We start from the raw sequence: 15,474 nt of genomic DNA, 5'->3' as shown, positions 1-15,474 counted from the left end.
GTGCGAGCGGAGCGAGCCTCGAGAGGTGCCCGCGTGATGGCGGATCCGGCCCGGCGCGTCGGTGGTGCGCCGTAGGCTGGTGGGCGACATGACGGATCTCTGGGGGCTCGACGACGCTCCGCTCGTGCCGACGCCCATCGGGCGCGGCGGCTCGGGCGCGCCCGGCGTCGACGACGCACTGCTCGACGGCCTCAACCCGCCTCAGCGCGAGGCGGTGCTGCACCGCGGACCCGCGCTGCTCATCGTCGCCGGCGCCGGCTCCGGCAAGACGCGCGTGCTCACCCACCGCATCGCCGGCCTGCTGTCGACGCGCGAGGCGTGGCCGAGCCAGATCCTCGCCATCACGTTCACGAACAAGGCCGCAGGCGAGATGCGCGAGCGCGTCTCGTCGCTCATCGGCGACGAGGCCCGCGGCATGTGGATCTCCACGTTCCACTCCGCCTGCGTGCGCATCCTGCGCCGCGAGGCCGAGCAGTTCGGCTTCAAGCAGTCGTTCACGATCTACGACTCCGGCGACACCCGCGCGCTCGTGAAGCGCCTCATCAAGGACTCCGGCGCCGACACCCTCGGGCTCACGCCCGGCGGCACCGCATCCAAGATCTCCAAGGCGAAGAACGACCTCCACGACGTCGACTCGTACCGCGAGACCGCCAACCTGTCCGACCCGCGCGAGCAGGCGTTCCTCGAGATCTGGCGCCGCTACGACCACGAGCTGCGCCGTGCGAACGCGTTCGACTTCGACGACCTCATCGGCCAGGTCGTCTACCTCTTCCGCGCCTTCCCCGTCGTCGCCGCGCTCTACCGCAAGCGGTTCCGCCACATCCTCGTCGACGAGTACCAGGACACGAACCGCGCGCAGTACGCGCTCATCCGCGAGCTCACGCAGCCCGTGCCGGCCGGCACGCTGCCCGACCAGCGCGGCGAGATCCCCGGCGCCTCCCTCACGGTCGTCGGCGACTCCGACCAGTCGATCTACGCGTTCCGCGGCGCCGACATCCGCAACATCGTCGAGTTCGAGCGCGACTTCTCCGACGCGAAGGTCGTGCTGCTCGAGCAGAACTACCGCTCGACGCAGCACATCCTCACCGCCGCGAACTCGGTCATCAAGCACAACTTCGACCGCCGCGACAAGAACCTCTTCACCGACGAGGGCGACGGCGACCTCATCGTCGGCTACACCGGCTACTCCGGCCACGACGAGGCGCAGTTCGTCGCCGACGAGATCGTCACGCTGCAGACGCAGGGCATGCCGTGGTCGCAGATCGCCGTGTTCTACCGCACGAACGCGCAGACGCGAGCGCTCGAGGAGATCCTCATCCGCTCCGCCATCCCCTACAAGGTGATCGGCGGCACGAAGTTCTACGAGCGGGCCGAGATCAAGGATGCGATGGCGTACCTCGTCGCCGTCGCCAACCCCGACGACGCCATGAGCCTGCGCCGCATCCTCAACGTGCCCAAGCGCGGCATCGGCCCCGCGACCGAGGCGTCGCTGCAGTCGTTCGCCGACGAGCACGACATCACGCTGCGCGACGCGATGCGCCGCGTCGACGAGCTCGGCTTCGGCCCCAAGGTGACCGGGGCCATCCGCACGCTGTCGACGCTGCTCGACGGGCACTCCGACGCGCAGAACCCCGACCCCGGCACCGTGCTCGCCGACCTCATGGGCCGCACGGGCTACCTCGACCAGCTGCGCGCCTCGCCGGATGCGCAGGATGCGGCGCGCGCCGAGAACGTCGAGGAGCTCATCGCCGTCACGAAGGAGTTCCGCAAGGCGAACCCCGAGGGGTCGCTCATCGACTTCCTCACCGAGGTCGCCCTCGTCGCCGCCGCCGACGAGCTCGACGACTCCGAGGGGCAGGTGTCGCTCATGACCCTGCACACCGCCAAGGGCCTCGAGTTCGACGCCGTGTTCATCACGGGCGTCGAGGAGGACCTGCTGCCGCACCGCATCTCGGCCAACGAGCCCGGCGGTCCCGCCGAGGAGCGCCGCCTCTTCTACGTCGGCGTCACCCGCGCCCGCAAGCGCCTCTACCTGTCGCTCGCCATGACGCGCGCGCAGTTCGGCGAGGTCACCGTCGCCATGCCGTCGCGGTTCCTGCAGGAGATCCCCGCCGAGCTCATCGACTGGCGTCAGTCGCCCGGCTTCGTCAACGGCCGCGGCGGCTCGCAGTCGCGCGCGCTCAACGCCCGCCAGGGTGGCGCCCGGCAGGGTGCGCTCGGCACGGGCGGCTTCAGCGGCCGCTCCGGCTCCCGCTACCCCGACGCGCAGCCGCCCGGCGAGAAGAAGGCGTTCCCCAACACGATCGCCGAGGTGCGGGACAACTCCGACCTCGAGCTCGTGCCCGGCGACCGCATCCGGCACAAGGACTTCGGCGAAGGACGCGTGTCCGGCGTGACCGGGGCTGGGGCGAAGCGGGTGGCGGAGGTGCAGTTCGATGCGGTCGGCAAGAAGCGTCTGTTGATCAAGATCGCGCCGATCGAGAAGCTGTGAGTCCTTGGTCGGGTCGAGGGTGGCTGGGCCGCGTCGGGCGGGGATGTCGCTCCTCAGCTCAGACAACGCCGGAGAGCGGAGGGGGTCGTGGCCTGGGGGCCACGACCCCCTCCGCTCTCCGGCGTAACTCGACACCCCGCGACATCCCCGCCCGACGCGTGCGGGCGGATCCATCCGTGGGGGTGGGGCTGCGCGCGCGTGCCGGTGCGACTGACCTGCTCGGCGGTCTCGGCGGGTTCGGGGGTTGGCGGGCGTCCTGCGGCCCGGCGTGATCGCGGGTGCGCGGGTCTCGTGACGCGTGCTCGCTGCGCTCGCGCGCTCCTCGACCAGCTGCGAGGAGGCCGCCTGAGAGGGGCGGCGCGCGTCCTCGCAGCTGGTCGAGGAGGCCGCGAGCCCCCTGGGCGAGCAGCCGTCTCGAGACCCGCGCACCACCAGCACGCCGAGCGCAGAGGCCCCTCGCCGACCACCGGCTCCGCCGAGGCCGCCGTGTCGGATGGCTTCGCCGGGACGCGCGCGCAGCGCCCCCTCTCTGGGGACCGAAGGCGGCGTGCTCGGATGTCGCGGGGTGTCGAGTTACGGAGACGACCGGAGGGGGTCGAGGCCGCCAGGCCTCGACCCCCTCCGGTCGTCTCCGTTGTCTGAGCTGAGGAGCGACATCCGAGCACGCCGCCGCCCCGCTCAATGCATCACGACGGCGGATCATCCTTCCGACCGAACCGCCGACGCCGCTCCGTCGGGATCGACGTCGTCGACAGCGCACCCCGCTCGACCTGCGGGTGCGGCTCATGCGACTCGATCGTCTCGTCGAGCGTCGCGATCGACTCGGTCGACGCCGACTCCGTCTCGGCTGCCAGCGTCGCCTCGAACTTCGCGCTGCGGCGTCGCAGCCACAGCGACAGGCCGATGATGACCACCGCGAGCACGTAGGCGACGATCGCGAACGGCGAGTGCACGAGGTAGGCGGGGTCGCCGACGCCGAGCTGCATCGACTGCCGCAGGCGCTCCTCGGCCATGGGGCCGAGGATGGCGCCGACGACGAGCGGCGACACGGGGAAGCCTTGGCGGCGCATGAAGAATCCCATGATGCCGAGCACGAGCAGCACGACGACGTCGAACGTGGTGAAGTTCGCCGCGTACGCGCCGAGGCCCGCGAAGGTGAGGATGCCTGCGTAGAGGTAGGGGCGGGGGATCTGCAGCAGCTTCACCCAGAGCCCGACGAGCGGCAGGTTCAGCACGAGCAGCATGATGTTGCCGATGTAGAGGCTCGCGATGAGCGCCCACACGAGCGGCCCTTGCGTCTCGAACAGGCGCGGGCCGGGCTGGATGCCGTACGTCTGGAACGCCGACAGGATGATCGCCGCGGTCGCGGTGGTGGGGATGCCGAGCGTCAGCAGCGGCACGAGCACGCCGGCGGCAGCGGCGTTGTTCGCCGACTCGGGGCCGGCGACGCCTTCGATGGCGCCCTTGCCGAACTGCTTCTTGTACTCGCCCTTCGCGAGGCCGCGCTCGGTCGCGTACGACAGGAACGTGGCCACGTCGGCGCCGCCGGCGGGGATGGTGCCGATGGGGAAGCCGATGGCGGTGCCGCGCAGCCACGGCTTCCACGAGCGCGCCCAGTCGGAGCGGCGCATCCAGGTGCGCCATCCGCGGGTGATGGGGATGAGCGGGATCTCGCCGTTGCGCAGGCGCGAGCCGACGTAGAGCGCCTCGCCGAGGGCGAAGAGGCCGACGGCCACGAGCACGACGTCGATGCCGTCGGTGAGCTGCGGGATGCCGAGCGTGAAGCGCGACTGGCCGGAGATGGAGTCGACGCCGACGAGGCCGATGAGCAGGCCGATCGCGAGCGACACGAGGCCGCGCCACACGCTGGAGCCGAAGAGGGCGCCGACGGTGAGGAACGCGAGCATCATGAGCGCGAAGTAGTCGGCGGGGCCGAGCGACACCGCCCAGCGGGCGACGGTCGGGGCGACGAGCGTCAGCAGCGCCGTGGCGATGGTGCCGGCGATGAACGAGCCGATCGCCGCCGTCGCGAGGGCTGCGGCGCCGCGGCCGGCGCGAGCCATCTTGTTGCCTTCGAGCGCGGTGACGATCGACGCGGACTCGCCCGGCGTGTTCAGCAGGATCGACGTCGTCGACCCGCCGTACATGCCGCCGTAGTAGATGCCGGCGAAGACGATGAGCGCCTGCGTCGGCTCGAGCGCGTACGTGATGGGCAGCAGCAGCGCCACGGTCATGGCGGGGCCGATGCCGGGCAGCACGCCGACGGCGGTGCCGACGAAGACGCCCAGCAGGGCGAACAGCAGGTTGATGGGCTGCGCGGCGGCCGCGAAGCCCTCGAGGAGGAGAGTGAGGCTATCCAAGGGGGATCCAGCCGGTGAGGGTGCCCGTGGCGGGCAGCGAGAGTCCGAGGAGGCTGCCGAACAGCAGCTGGGTCACGACGCCGAGGCCGAGGCCGACGAGCACGGCGATCCACCACTTCTTGGCGCCGAGCGCGATGGCGGAGGCGCCGAAGAGCACGGTGACGGCGAGCGGCCACCCGAGGTGCGGGATGGTGAGCACGAGCGACAGGAACGCGAGCGCGACGACGCCGGTGGTGACCCACGACGTGCCGTGCTCGAGGTCGACGTCCTCGCCTTCCTCGGCCTCGCCGAAGCGGCCGCGCAGCTGGCCGACGAGCACGCCGATGCCGGCGACGAGCAGCAGCCCGCCGACGACGTAGGGGATGACGCGGGCGCTGAGCGTCGTCGCCTGCCCGCCCTGCGGGATCTGCGTCGTGAGCACGAGCGTCGCGATCGCGAGCGCGATGACGACGCCCACGACGACCATGGCCTCGACCCGGTGCGCTCGAGGGTGCACGCGGGGCGAGGCCGGCGCACCCTCGACGGGTGCGCCGGCCTCGACGGTCACGAGGTCAGGCCGATCGTGCGCAGGGTCTCCTGCGTCAGCGTGATGTCCTCGTCGAGGAAGGTGCTGAACTCGTCGCCCGTGATGAACGCGTCCGTCCAGCCGTTCGTGTCGACGGACTCGGCCCACGAGCCGGCGTCGTGCATCTCGGTGATGAGGTCGACGAGCGCCTGCTGCTCCTCGGCGCTGATGCCGCCGGGGGCGATGAGACCGCGCCAGTTGGTGATGGCGAGGTCGATGCCCTCGTCCTGCAGCGTGGGCGCGTCGGGCAGGAGGATCGACGGCTCGGCAGACGAGACGGCGAGGGCCCGCAGGTCGCCGGACTCGACGGACGGGGCGAACTCGCCGACGCCCGAGATGCCGACCATGGCGGTGCCGCCGAGCAGCATCGTGAGCGCCTCGCCGCCGCCGGAGTTGGCGATGTAGTTGAGCGACGTGGGCACGTCGGCGGGGTCGACGCCGCCCTCGATGAGCAGCTGGCCGGCGAGGATGTGGTCGATGCCGCCTGCCGAGCCGCCCGTGACGGTGACCTGGGGGCCGTCCTCGACGATGGCGTCGACGACGTCCTGCACCGACTCGAACTCGCTGTCCGCGGGCACGACGATGACGAGGGGCTCCTCGGTGAGGCGCGCGATGGGCGTCATGTCCTCGATGCGGTTCTGCGAGGCGTTGGTCTCGACGGCGCCGACCATGACGGAGCCCGTGACCATGACGGTCGTGTACTCGGTCTCGGTCGCGAGGCTCGCGAGGCCGACGGTGCCGCCGGCGCCGCCGATGTTCGTGACGGGGGCGGAGCCGACGAGGTCGTCGCCCGTGAGCGCTGCCGAGACGGCGCGGGCCGTCTGGTCCCAGCCGCCGCCGGGGTCGGCGGGTGCGATGACGCCGAGCGTCGAGATCTCGCCGGGTGCCGCGTCGGCGTCGCCGCCGCCGGTGCCGCCCGAGGAGCACGCGGCGAGCGCGAAGGCCGTGAGACCCGCGGCACCGATCAGCAGGGTGCGGCGCAGCCGCAGGGGGTGAGCGTCGTTGGTCATGTGTCGATCGCCTCTCATCGTCGAGCGCCCGGCGCCGTGCCGGGTCGCGATCTGGGGAGACCATAGGGACGCGGATGCGGCGGCAGCGCGTTGCGTGCGAAACGCGTCGTTTCGGTCGTTTCGGTCCTCGGCCGAATGCGTCGCGGGGCCGATTCGGGCCTACCATCTGCTCATGGCTCGAGCGATGGCGCTGCGGGGCCGCCTCGCGCGGCCGTTCGCGCTGCTGCGCGCCATGCCGCTGCGACGCCAGCTCGTGCTGCTGCAGTCGGCCATCATGCTCGTCGTCATGCTCGGCGCGACCGGCGGCGCCGTGGTCATCCAGGAAGCGCAGATCCGCGAGGCCTACAAGGACCGCATGATCGGCGTCGCCTTCTCGGTCGCGCAGCTGCCGACGGTGCTCGACGCGTTCGACGATCCCGATCCGTCGGCGACCATCCAGCCGATCGCCGAGCTCATCCGCACGTCGTCCGACGTCACGTACGTCGTCGTGACGAACGTCGACGGCATCCGCTACTCGCATCCGAATCCCGAGCTCATCGGAGAGCCGGCGTCGACGCCGCCGACGGCTGCGCAGACCGGCGACGTGTGGATCGGCACCGAGACGGGCACCCTCGGCCAGTCGTGGCGCGTGAAGGTGCCGATCTTCGGCCCCGACGGCGAGGTCATCGGCCAGGTGTCGGTCGGCACGCTCGAGTCCGAGCTGCAGGCCGACCTGCTCGGCTCCATGCGCACGCTCGCGGTGTGGCTCGTCATCGCGGCGATCGTGGGCGTGCTGCTGGCGACGTGGGCCGCCAGCGTCGTGCGGCGCCGCATCCACGGCGTCGAGCCCGACGAGATCAAGGCGATGCTCGAGACGCGCGACGCGACGCTGCACGGCATCCGCGAGGGCATCGTCGTCGTCGGCGACGACGGCCGGATCGTGCTGTGCAACGATGCCGCCGCCCGCCTGCTCGACGTCGAGGTCGACGACGCCGTGGGCGAGCCGCTCGACGGCGTGCTCGACGCCGACCTCGCCGGGCTGCTCGCCGACGACGGCCAGCGCCTCGTGCTCGCGGGCGAGCGCGTGCTCGTCGCGCACGCCGATCCCGTCGTCGTGCACGACCGCACGGTCGGCAGCGTCGTCATCCTCGTCGACCGCACCGAGACCGACGAGGCGCTGCGCGCGCTCGCGGGTGCGCAGTCGGCGGCCGAGGGGCTGCGGGCGCAGCGGCACGAGTTCGCGAACACGCTGCACACCATCGGCGGCCTCATCGAGCTGGGGGAGTCGGATGCGGCGCTCGCGATGGTGCGGCGCGAGGGCGACGGCGGCGCGATCAGCGGCGTCGAGGAGTCGGGCATCCACGACCTCGAGCTCGCGGCGCTCGTGCTCGCGAAGCGCGCCCGCGCGCGCGAGCTGGGCGTGCGGCTCACGGTCGACGCGTCGGGGCTCGCCGCGCCGTTCGCCGCCGACGGCGCCGACCTCGTGACGATCGTCGGCAACCTCGTCGACAACGCGCTCGACGCCGCCGGCATGCAGGGGCGCGTGCGCGTCACGCTGTCGAGTTGCACGGGCGCGGACGCCATGGGCCGCATCGTCGTCGAGGACGACGGGCCGGGCGTGCCGGTCGCCGAGCGCGCCGCGATCTTCGAGCTCGGCCACTCGTCGAAGGGCGAGGGCCGTGCGCGCGGCTACGGCCTCACGCTCGTGCGGCGCGTCGTCGCCCGGCTCGGCGGCGACGTGCGGGTCGACGACGCCGACCTCGGCGGCGCACGCCTGACGGTCACGCTGCCGGTGCATGCGCGAGCGGATGCGCGGGTGCGGCCATGAGCATCGTGCTGCGCGCGCTCGTCGTCGAGGACGAGCCGCAGGTCGCGATCGTGACACGCGGCTTCGTCGAACGGCATCCGGGATTCCAGGTCGTCGCCGTGGCGCCGACGGGCGAGCAGGCGCTCGACGCCGTCGAGACGCTCGCGCCCGACGTCGTGCTGCTCGACGTGCACCTGCCCGACATCTCCGGCCTGACGGTGCTGCGCCGGCTGCGGTCGCGCGGCAGCCGCGTCGAGGTCGTCGCCGTCACGGCGGCGCGCGACCTCGAGACCGTGCGCCTCGCGCGCACGCAGGGCGTGCGCCACTACCTCGTGAAGCCGTTCGACATGCAGACGCTGCACCAACGGCTCGACGACGTGCACCGCGCCGTCGTGCAGGAGCGCGCGCTCGCGGCATCCACGCTCGACCAGGCCGGCATCGACGCCGTGCTCGGCAGCTCGTCGGCGGGGCCGCGCCTCGTGCGCAAGGGCGTCAACGACCGCACCCTGCAGACCGTCGAGGCGGCGCTCGCCGAGGCGGGGTCGGATGCGTCGGCGGCCGAGGTCGCCGAGCGCATCGGCATGTCGCGCGTGAGCGCGCGCCGCTACCTCGAGCGCCTCGTCGAGCTGGGCGTCGCTCGCGTCGAGCCGCGCTACGGCTCGGCGGGCCGGCCCGAGCACCGGTACACGGCCACCGGCTCCTGAGCGGCCCGACCGCTCAGATCGCGACGCGCAGGATGCGGTCGTCGTCGGTGCCGGGCGTGCCGTTCGCGTCGCGATTGCTCGTCGTGACCCACAGCGACCCGTCGGGCGCGAGCGCGACGCAGCGCAGGCGGCCGAGCTCGCGGTCGAACGCCTTCTGCGGCGTGCCGGCGCCGTCGCCCGCGAGGGGGATGACCCACAGGCCCTGGCCGCGCAGCGCGCACAGGTAGGCGACGCCGCGGTCGATCTCGAGCCCCGAGGGCGAGCACTCCGACGTCGGCCACGTCACGATCGGGTCGACGTAGGCGGGGTCGCCGCCCGCGCCCTCGACGGCCGGCCAGCCGTAGTTGCCGCCCGGTTCGATGCGGTTGAGCTCGTCGGCGGTGTCCTGCCCGAACTCGGCGGCCCACATGCGGTCGCCGTCCCATGCGAGCCCCTGCGGGTTGCGGTGCCCCAGCGACCACACGCGCGTGCCGAACGGATTGCCCTCGGCGGCCTGCCCATCCGCATCCAGACGCAGGATCTTGCCTGCAAGGTCGTTCGGATCCTGCGAGCGCGAGCCGTCGGCGGCGTCGCCGACGGTGACGTAGAGCATGCCGTCCGGACCGAAGCGCAGCCGGCCGCCCTGGTGGTTGCGAGCGAGCGCGATGCCCTCGACGAGCACCTCGGGCGTGCCGAGGCCGCCGTGGAACGGCATGCGCACGAGCCGATTGTCGGCCTCGCTCGACAGGTAGGCGTAGAGCGCCGACTCGTCGGGCGACAGCGCGAGCCCCAGCAGGCCGCCCTCGCCCTGCGGTGCGACGCCCGGCACGACGCCCACCTCGTCGACGCCGCCCGAGCCGTCGACGCGCAGCACGCGGCCCGTGGCGCGCTCGGAGACGAGCGCGGCGCCGTCGGCGAGGAACGCGAGCGACCACGGCACCGCGAGGCCCGTCGCGATCGTGCGGTCGACGGTGGGGAACGCGGGCGGCGTGGCCGCGGGCGTCGTCGCGACGGCGTCGGCCTCCTCGTCGCCGGAGGCGTGGACGGTCGGATCGGTCGGCGCGCAGGCCGTGAGGCCGAGGCCGGCGCCGAGCATCCCCGTGAGCATGGTCCTGCGAGTCAGGGTCATGCGGCCCGACGCTACGGGCGGCGGCACGGATGCGGCAGGGGGTTCCGCTCGCGCCGCACGTGTGGATGCGCCCGCGAGCCCGGATGCGTCAGAGCACGAACGTGAACGTCATCGCCACGAGCGCCGCGAGCGCCGCGATCCAGATGACGGGGCGCAGCCGGTTCGCCATCGTGCGCGACGGGCGGTCGTCGTCGAACTCCGAGAACGCCGGGTCGAGCTCGGGCGGGATGCGGTCGCGCTCGTGCTCGTCCCACGGGTCGCGCTGCTGCTGCATCCCCCCAGCGTGCCAGGCGGGGCTGCCGCTCGCCACACGGGTACGCCACCATGGTGGGGATGCACGCAGACACCTCAGGGGACGCGACGCTGCGACCCGACGCCATGCACGAGATCTCCGACGGCACGCGCGAGGTCGTCGACCGCGTCCTGCGCTATGCGCGCGACCGCGCCCTGTACGAGCGGGTGCCGCTCGATCGGGCGCTGCCGCCCGACGAGCTCGCCGCCCAGGCCGGGGCCGCGATCACGGCCGACGGCATCGGCGCCGAGCGCGCGACCGCGCTGTTCGCCGACGTGCTCGCCCCCGCGTGCCTCTCGACCGACCACCCCGGCTACGTGTCGTTCATCCCGTCGGCGCCGAGCAAGGCGGCGATCGCGTTCGACCTCGTCGTCTCCGCATCCGCGATCTACGGCGGATCGTGGATGGAGGGCGCGGGCGCCGTGCACGCCGAGAACGAGGTGCTGCATTGGCTCGCCGGCGAGTTCGGCCTGCCGGAGGGCGCCGGTGGCGCGTTCGTGCAGGGCGGCACGATCGGCAACCTCTCGGCGCTCGTCGCCGCGCGCGACGCGTACCGTCGCCACCGCGGCGCGATGGACGACGCCGCACCCGTGCGCCTCGCGGTGGTGTGCAGCGCAGAGGCGCACTCGTCGATCGCCTCCGCGGCCTCCGTCATGGACGTCGACGTCGTCGGCGTGCCCACCGGCGCCGACGGCCGACTGCACGGCGACGCCGTCGCGGCGGCGCTCGACGCGCACCCCGGCGTGTTCGCCGTCGTCGCCACCGCCGGCACGACGAACTTCGGGATCGTCGACGACATCGCCGGCATCGCACGCGCCGCGAAGGACCGCGGCGTGTGGCTGCACGTCGACGGCGCCTACGGCCTCGCCGCCATGCTCGTCGACGAGCTGCGGCCCGCGTTCGCAGGCGTCGAGCTCGCCGACTCCCTCGTCGTCGACCCGCACAAGTGGCTCTTCGCACCCTTCGACGCGTGCGCGCTGCTCTACCGCGACCCCGCCGGCGCGCGCCTCGCGCACACGCAGCACGCCGAGTACCTCGACACCCTCACCGAGTCGGCCGACTGGAACCCCTCCGACCTCGCCGTGCAGCTCACGCGCCGCTCGCGCGGCCTGCCGCTGTGGTTCTCGCTCGCGACGCACGGCACCGAGCAGTACCGCGCGACCATCCGCCACGGCATCGACGCCGCCGCCGCGATCGCCGACGACATCGAGCAGCGCCCGCACCTGTCGCTCGTGCGCCCGCCGCAGCTGTCGGTCGTCGTGTTCCGCCGCGAGGGATGGACGCTCGCCGACTACCAGCGGTGGTCGGATCGGCTGCTCGACGAGCAGCGCGCGTTCTGCGTGCCGTCGTCGCACGCCGGCGAGCCCGTGCTGCGCTTCGCGATCATCAGCCCGCTCACGACGATCGACGTGCTCAGGGACATCCTCGACACGCTCGACTGAGTCGGCGGCCCTCGTCGGCCGCGGTCAGCGGGCGGCGCGGATGGCGTCGACGAGCGCGCGCGGCGTGCCGCGCCACACGGTGCCGTGGCCGGGCACGACGACGTCGGCGTCGACCTGCGCGAGCCGAGCGAGGGATGCGTCGGCCTCGGCGAGATCGTCGGTGAACGGCGTGAGCTGCGGCGTCGTGTCGCCCGTGAGCACGTGCCGCGTCGTGAGCGCGTCGCCCACGGCGACGACCCGGTGCTCGGGCAGCAGCACCGCGATCGACCCGGGCGAGTGGCCCGGCATGCCGACGACCACCGGCGAGCCCGGCAGCGGCAGCACGTCGCCGTCGACCACGGTGCGCACCTCGCCGAGGTGTCGAGGTCGGATGCCCTTCGTGAGCATGGTCGCCACGAAGCCGAGCGCTGCCCCGAGCCGCCATGGCGGCATCGGGTTCGACGGAGCGGGCTCGTCGCCGCGCGTACGGGCAGCATCGGCCTCGTGCACGTAGACCGGGACGCCGTGCTCGACGCGCAGCGCCTCGGCGAAGCCGATGTGGTCCTGGTCGCCGTGCGTCAGCACGACGCCGCGCACGTCGGCCTCGGTGCGGTCGAGCGCGCGCAGCGCACGCCGCAGGTCGCGGCGGTGGCCCGGCAGGCCGGCGTCGACGAGGGTGAGCCCGTCGTCGGCGACGACGAGCAGGAAGGCGACGCGGTCGTCGCCGATGCGGTGGAGGCCTGGGGCTAGCTGCATGGTGCGGAGCGTAGTCCTGGGTCTGGTCGGGCTCGTGCGATTGACGGGGGGACGTCGTGGGCGGATGTCGCTCCTCAGCTCAGACACTGCAGGCGAGCGCGGGGCTCGAGGCCTGGCGGCCTCGAGCCCCACGCTCGCCTGCAGAACTCGACACCCCGCGACATCCGCCCACGCCGTCGGTGGGTGCGGGGCAGCAGCGGGTGGGGTGGGGCTGCGCGCGCGTCCTGGTGCGCCGCGACCTTCCCGGCGGGCTCGACGACCTCTCGGCTCGAAGCGGTGCGATCGCGCGCAGGTGCGCGAGGGTGCAGGTGGCGCCGCTGGTCAGCGCGGCGGGAGCTGCTGCAGCACCCAGCGGTTGCCGTCGGGGTCGGCGAACGAGACGAAGCGGCCCCACGAGAGGTCGTCGACGCCCTCGGCGGCGACGCCGCGGGCGCGCAGGTCGGCGAGCGCCGCATCCGCATCCGGGATCACCGCCTGCACGTTGCGCATCGTGCCCGGCTCGTCGTCGCTGATGCCGAGGCCGAACGCGATCGAGCACGCCGAGCCCGGCGGCGTCACCTGCACGAAGCGCAGCGACTCGGAGACGGTGGAGTCGTGGTCGACGTGCCAGCCGAGGGTGTCGCCGTAGAAGGCGACGGAGCGGTCGACGTCGGCGACGGGCACGAAGACGAGCTCGATCCTGACCTCGAGGGCGACGGCGCCCTCGGATGCGGTGGTGTCCATGGCCAGACGCTACGCCCGACCACCGACGCCCGACAGGGGCGGCTAGACGACGTGCGTGCCGAAGAGCGTGCCGATGACGTACGTGATCGCGAGGGCGCCCACGCCACCCACGAGCACGCGCACCATCGCGCGGCGCTTGCCGGCCGCGCCGATGCGCGCCGCCGTGAAGCCCGTCGCGAGCAGCGCCACGACCACGGCCGCCACGATCGACCACGGCGCCCACGACGTCGGCATGAGGATGGCGGCGAGCAACGGCACGAGCGCGCCGGCCGAGAACGCGGCAGCGGATGCCGCAGCGGCGGCCCACGGGTTGTTCGGCGACTCGTCCTCGTCGAGGCGGTACTCGATGTCGAGGTGCGCCTTCAGCGGGTCGGCGGCCGACAGCTCGCTCGCCACGAGGTGCGCCGTGCGCGGCGTCAGGCCGCGCAGCTCGTACATGTGCGCGAGCTGCGCCTCCTGGCCGACGGGGTTCGAGGCGAGGAAGCGGCGCTCGCGACGGATCGCCGCGCGCTCGCTGTCGCGCTGCGACGACACCGACACGTACTCGCCGACGCCCATCGACAGCGCGCCGGCGACGAGCGCCGCCGTGCCCGCCGTGAGGATCGCGCCGGCCGATGCGCCCGACGCGGCGACGCCGACGATCAGGGCGGCCGTCGACACGATGCCGTCGTTGGCGCCGAGCACCGCAGCACGCAGCCACGACAGCCGCGAGGCGGTCGACTCGACCGGCCGGGGCATGTCGGGGTGGCGGTGCAGGGCGGGGTCCATGCCTTCCATGGTCCGCGCATCCACGCCCCCGCGCGACGGGGGCCGACCTGCCATCTCGCCGGTGCCGGGGCCGAAGGATGCGACTTCGGTCCACCGAATCCTCGGCGTCGCCGAGGGGTGCGGCGCGACCGCGCGGCGTGCTCGCCGTCGCGACCGTGCTCGGCGGGCTGCGCGACGTCATCCGTCGCACGCGTCGCCGAGCGCGCAGCGCATCCACAGGCATCCGCAGGCGAGCGCAGGCCCGCTACCACACGGTGCCGGCGCGCAGCGCGACCGGGCTAGGCTGGTCGGCGGCCCCCACTCCCAGCAGAAGGAATCCGGTGGATCTCTACGAGTACCAGGCCAGGGACATGTTCGAGTCCCATGGCGTTCCCGTCCTCCAAGGCATCATCGCCGACACCGCAGAGGAGGCCGAGGCGGCAGCCCGCTCGATCGGCACCCCGGTGGTCGTCGTGAAGGCCCAGGTCAAGACCGGAGGCCGCGGCAAGGCCGGCGGCGTCAAGGTCGCGAAGAGCCCCGAGGAGGCCCGCGCCGCAGCGGAGGCCATCCTCGGTCTCGACATCAAGGGCCACACGGTCCACCGCGTCATGGTCGCCGCGGGCGCGCAGATCGAGGAGGAGTACTACTTCTCCGTGCTGCTCGACCGCGCGAACCGCTCGTACCTCGCCATGTGCTCCTACGAGGGCGGCATGGAGATCGAGCAGCTCGCCGAGGAGCGCCCCGAGGCGCTCGCCAAGGTCGAGGTCGACCCCGCCGTCGGCATCACGCTCGACGTCGCCCGCCGCATCGTCGCCGAGGCGAACTTCCCCGCCGACGTCGCCGAGCGCGTCGCCCCCGTGCTCGTCACGCTCTACGGCGTGTTCGAGAAGGAGGACGCGACGCTCGTCGAGGTCAACCCGCTCGTGCAGACGGCCGACGGCGCGATCGTCGCCCTCGACGGCAAGGTCACGCTCGACGAGAACGCCGAGTTCCGCCACGAGGGCCACGCTGCCCTCGAGGACAAGGCAGCAGCCGACCCGCTCGAGGCGAAGGCCAAGGAGTCGGACCTCAACTACGTCAAGCTCGACGGCCAGGTCGGCATCATCGGCAACGGCGCAGGCCTCGTCATGTCGACGCTCGACGTCGTCGCGTACGCAGGCGAGCAGTTCGGCGGCGTGAAGCCCGCCAACTTCCTCGACATCGGTGGCGGCGCCTCGGCAGAGGTCATGGCGGCCGGACTCGACGTCATCCTCGGCGACGACGACGTGAAGAGCGTCTTCGTCAACGTCTTCGGCGGCATCACCGCATGCGACGCCGTGGCGAACGGCATCGTGCAGGCGCTCGCCATCCTCGGCGACGCAGCCACGAAGCCGCTCGTCGTGCGCCTCGACGGCAACAACGTCGACGAGGGCCGACAGATCCTGGCCGACGCAGCGCACCCGCTCGTCACGGTCGTGGACACCATGGACGAGGCCGCCGCCAAGGCCGCCGAGCTCGCAGCGGCGTAGGGG

The 15,474-nt window shown here is 72.9% G+C and carries 13 protein-coding genes; 5 read left to right on the top strand and 8 right to left on the bottom strand.

The window, feature by feature from the left end:
• Positions 1-88: 88 nt before the first annotated feature.
• Entirely contained in the window at positions 89-2,491 is a 2,403-nt protein-coding gene (locus BLQ67_RS04585; RefSeq protein ID WP_092502867.1) for an ATP-dependent helicase, read from the top strand.
• 686 nt (positions 2,492-3,177) lie between these two features.
• Here BLQ67_RS04585 and BLQ67_RS04580 read toward each other — a convergent pair.
• The 3 genes from BLQ67_RS04580 to BLQ67_RS04570 are packed head-to-tail and all read right to left on the bottom strand — an operon-like array spanning position 3,178 to position 6,426.
• A complete protein-coding gene (locus BLQ67_RS04580) occupies positions 3,178-4,851 on the bottom strand; it encodes a tripartite tricarboxylate transporter permease (RefSeq protein ID WP_092502865.1) in 1,674 nt (557 codons plus the stop codon).
• Positions 4,844-5,398, bottom strand: coding sequence for a tripartite tricarboxylate transporter TctB family protein (locus BLQ67_RS04575; protein ID WP_092502863.1), 555 nt, complete (start codon positions 5,396-5,398; stop codon positions 4,844-4,846). Before BLQ67_RS04575 ends, BLQ67_RS04580 begins: the two co-directional genes overlap by 8 nt.
• Positions 5,395-6,426: a Bug family tripartite tricarboxylate transporter substrate binding protein gene (locus BLQ67_RS04570; RefSeq protein WP_092502861.1), complete on the bottom strand. Its 1,032-nt coding sequence runs from the start codon at positions 6,424-6,426 to the stop codon at positions 5,395-5,397. Before BLQ67_RS04570 ends, BLQ67_RS04575 begins: the two co-directional genes overlap by 4 nt.
• Before the next feature lie 172 nt (positions 6,427-6,598).
• Here BLQ67_RS04570 and BLQ67_RS04565 point away from each other — a divergent pair, with 172 nt between their 5' ends.
• The gene (locus tag BLQ67_RS04565) at positions 6,599-8,233 is read left to right on the top strand and encodes an ATP-binding protein (protein ID WP_231945166.1); all 1,635 of its coding nucleotides are present in this window, start codon (positions 6,599-6,601) and stop codon (positions 8,231-8,233) included.
• Positions 8,230-8,916, top strand: coding sequence for a response regulator (locus tag BLQ67_RS04560; RefSeq protein WP_092502859.1), 687 nt, complete (start codon positions 8,230-8,232; stop codon positions 8,914-8,916). The genes BLQ67_RS04565 and BLQ67_RS04560 overlap by 4 nt, the downstream gene beginning before the upstream one ends.
• 13 nt (positions 8,917-8,929) lie before the next feature.
• Here the strand turns inward: BLQ67_RS04560 and BLQ67_RS04555 are convergent, their stop codons facing one another.
• Together BLQ67_RS04555 and BLQ67_RS04550 are read right to left on the bottom strand one after the other, a co-directional pair.
• The gene (locus tag BLQ67_RS04555; protein WP_092502857.1) at positions 8,930-10,024 is read right to left on the bottom strand and encodes a PQQ-dependent sugar dehydrogenase; all 1,095 of its coding nucleotides are present in this window, start codon (positions 10,022-10,024) and stop codon (positions 8,930-8,932) included.
• An 88-nt stretch (positions 10,025-10,112) separates the two neighbouring features.
• Positions 10,113-10,298 (bottom strand): hypothetical protein, encoded by a 186-nt coding sequence (locus tag BLQ67_RS04550; RefSeq protein WP_092502855.1) that lies wholly within the window; start codon positions 10,296-10,298, stop codon positions 10,113-10,115.
• A gap of 59 nt (positions 10,299-10,357) precedes the next feature.
• On the opposite strand from BLQ67_RS04550, the gene BLQ67_RS04545 reads away from it, so the two are divergent.
• Complete coding sequence (locus BLQ67_RS04545; protein ID WP_092502853.1) at positions 10,358-11,758, top strand: pyridoxal phosphate-dependent decarboxylase family protein; 1,401 nt, start codon at positions 10,358-10,360, stop codon at positions 11,756-11,758.
• 24 nt (positions 11,759-11,782) lie between these two features.
• On the opposite strand, the gene BLQ67_RS04540 is transcribed toward BLQ67_RS04545, so the two are convergent.
• The 3 genes from BLQ67_RS04540 to BLQ67_RS04530 all read right to left on the bottom strand — a co-directional run bounded on the left by BLQ67_RS04540 (position 11,783) and on the right by BLQ67_RS04530 (position 13,984).
• Complete coding sequence (locus tag BLQ67_RS04540) at positions 11,783-12,493, bottom strand: MBL fold metallo-hydrolase (protein WP_092502851.1); 711 nt, start codon at positions 12,491-12,493, stop codon at positions 11,783-11,785.
• Positions 12,494-12,814: 321 nt separating this feature from the next.
• On the bottom strand, positions 12,815-13,216 hold the full coding sequence (locus tag BLQ67_RS04535; protein ID WP_092502849.1) for a VOC family protein: 402 nt from the start codon (positions 13,214-13,216) through the stop codon (positions 12,815-12,817).
• A 42-nt stretch (positions 13,217-13,258) separates the two neighbouring features.
• Positions 13,259-13,984 carry a VIT1/CCC1 transporter family protein gene (locus BLQ67_RS04530; protein WP_092502847.1) on the bottom strand — a complete coding sequence of 242 codons (726 nt, stop codon included), beginning with the start codon at positions 13,982-13,984 and terminating at the stop codon, positions 13,259-13,261.
• Between the two features lie 320 nt (positions 13,985-14,304).
• On the opposite strand from BLQ67_RS04530, the gene sucC reads away from it, so the two are divergent.
• Positions 14,305-15,471, top strand: coding sequence for an ADP-forming succinate--CoA ligase subunit beta (gene sucC / locus BLQ67_RS04525; RefSeq protein WP_092502845.1), 1,167 nt, complete (start codon positions 14,305-14,307; stop codon positions 15,469-15,471).
• Positions 15,472-15,474 lie beyond the last annotated feature (3 nt).

Source organism: Agrococcus jejuensis (assembly GCF_900099705.1).
Lineage (GTDB): Bacteria > Actinomycetota > Actinomycetes > Actinomycetales > Microbacteriaceae > Agrococcus > Agrococcus jejuensis.
This window is presented reverse-complemented; position numbering and strand designations above follow the sequence as displayed.

Bases quoted from the DNA above. Each gene is read 5' to 3' on its own strand.
- BLQ67_RS04585 (WP_092502867.1), top strand. From the start codon at position 89: ATGACGGATCTCTGGGGGCTCGACGACGCTCCGCTCGTGCCGACGCCC.
- BLQ67_RS04570 (WP_092502861.1), bottom strand. From the start codon at position 6,426: ATGACCAACGACGCTCACCCCCTGCGGCTGCGCCGCACCCTGCTGATC.
- BLQ67_RS04565 (WP_231945166.1), top strand. From the start codon at position 6,599: ATGGCTCGAGCGATGGCGCTGCGGGGCCGCCTCGCGCGGCCGTTCGCG.
- BLQ67_RS04560 (WP_092502859.1), top strand. From the start codon at position 8,230: ATGAGCATCGTGCTGCGCGCGCTCGTCGTCGAGGACGAGCCGCAGGTC.
- BLQ67_RS04555 (WP_092502857.1), bottom strand. From the start codon at position 10,024: ATGACCCTGACTCGCAGGACCATGCTCACGGGGATGCTCGGCGCCGGC.
- BLQ67_RS04550 (WP_092502855.1), bottom strand. From the start codon at position 10,298: ATGCAGCAGCAGCGCGACCCGTGGGACGAGCACGAGCGCGACCGCATC.
- BLQ67_RS04545 (WP_092502853.1), top strand. From the start codon at position 10,358: ATGCACGCAGACACCTCAGGGGACGCGACGCTGCGACCCGACGCCATG.
- BLQ67_RS04540 (WP_092502851.1), bottom strand. From the start codon at position 12,493: ATGCAGCTAGCCCCAGGCCTCCACCGCATCGGCGACGACCGCGTCGCC.
- BLQ67_RS04535 (WP_092502849.1), bottom strand. From the start codon at position 13,216: ATGGACACCACCGCATCCGAGGGCGCCGTCGCCCTCGAGGTCAGGATC.
- BLQ67_RS04530 (WP_092502847.1), bottom strand. From the start codon at position 13,984: ATGGACCCCGCCCTGCACCGCCACCCCGACATGCCCCGGCCGGTCGAG.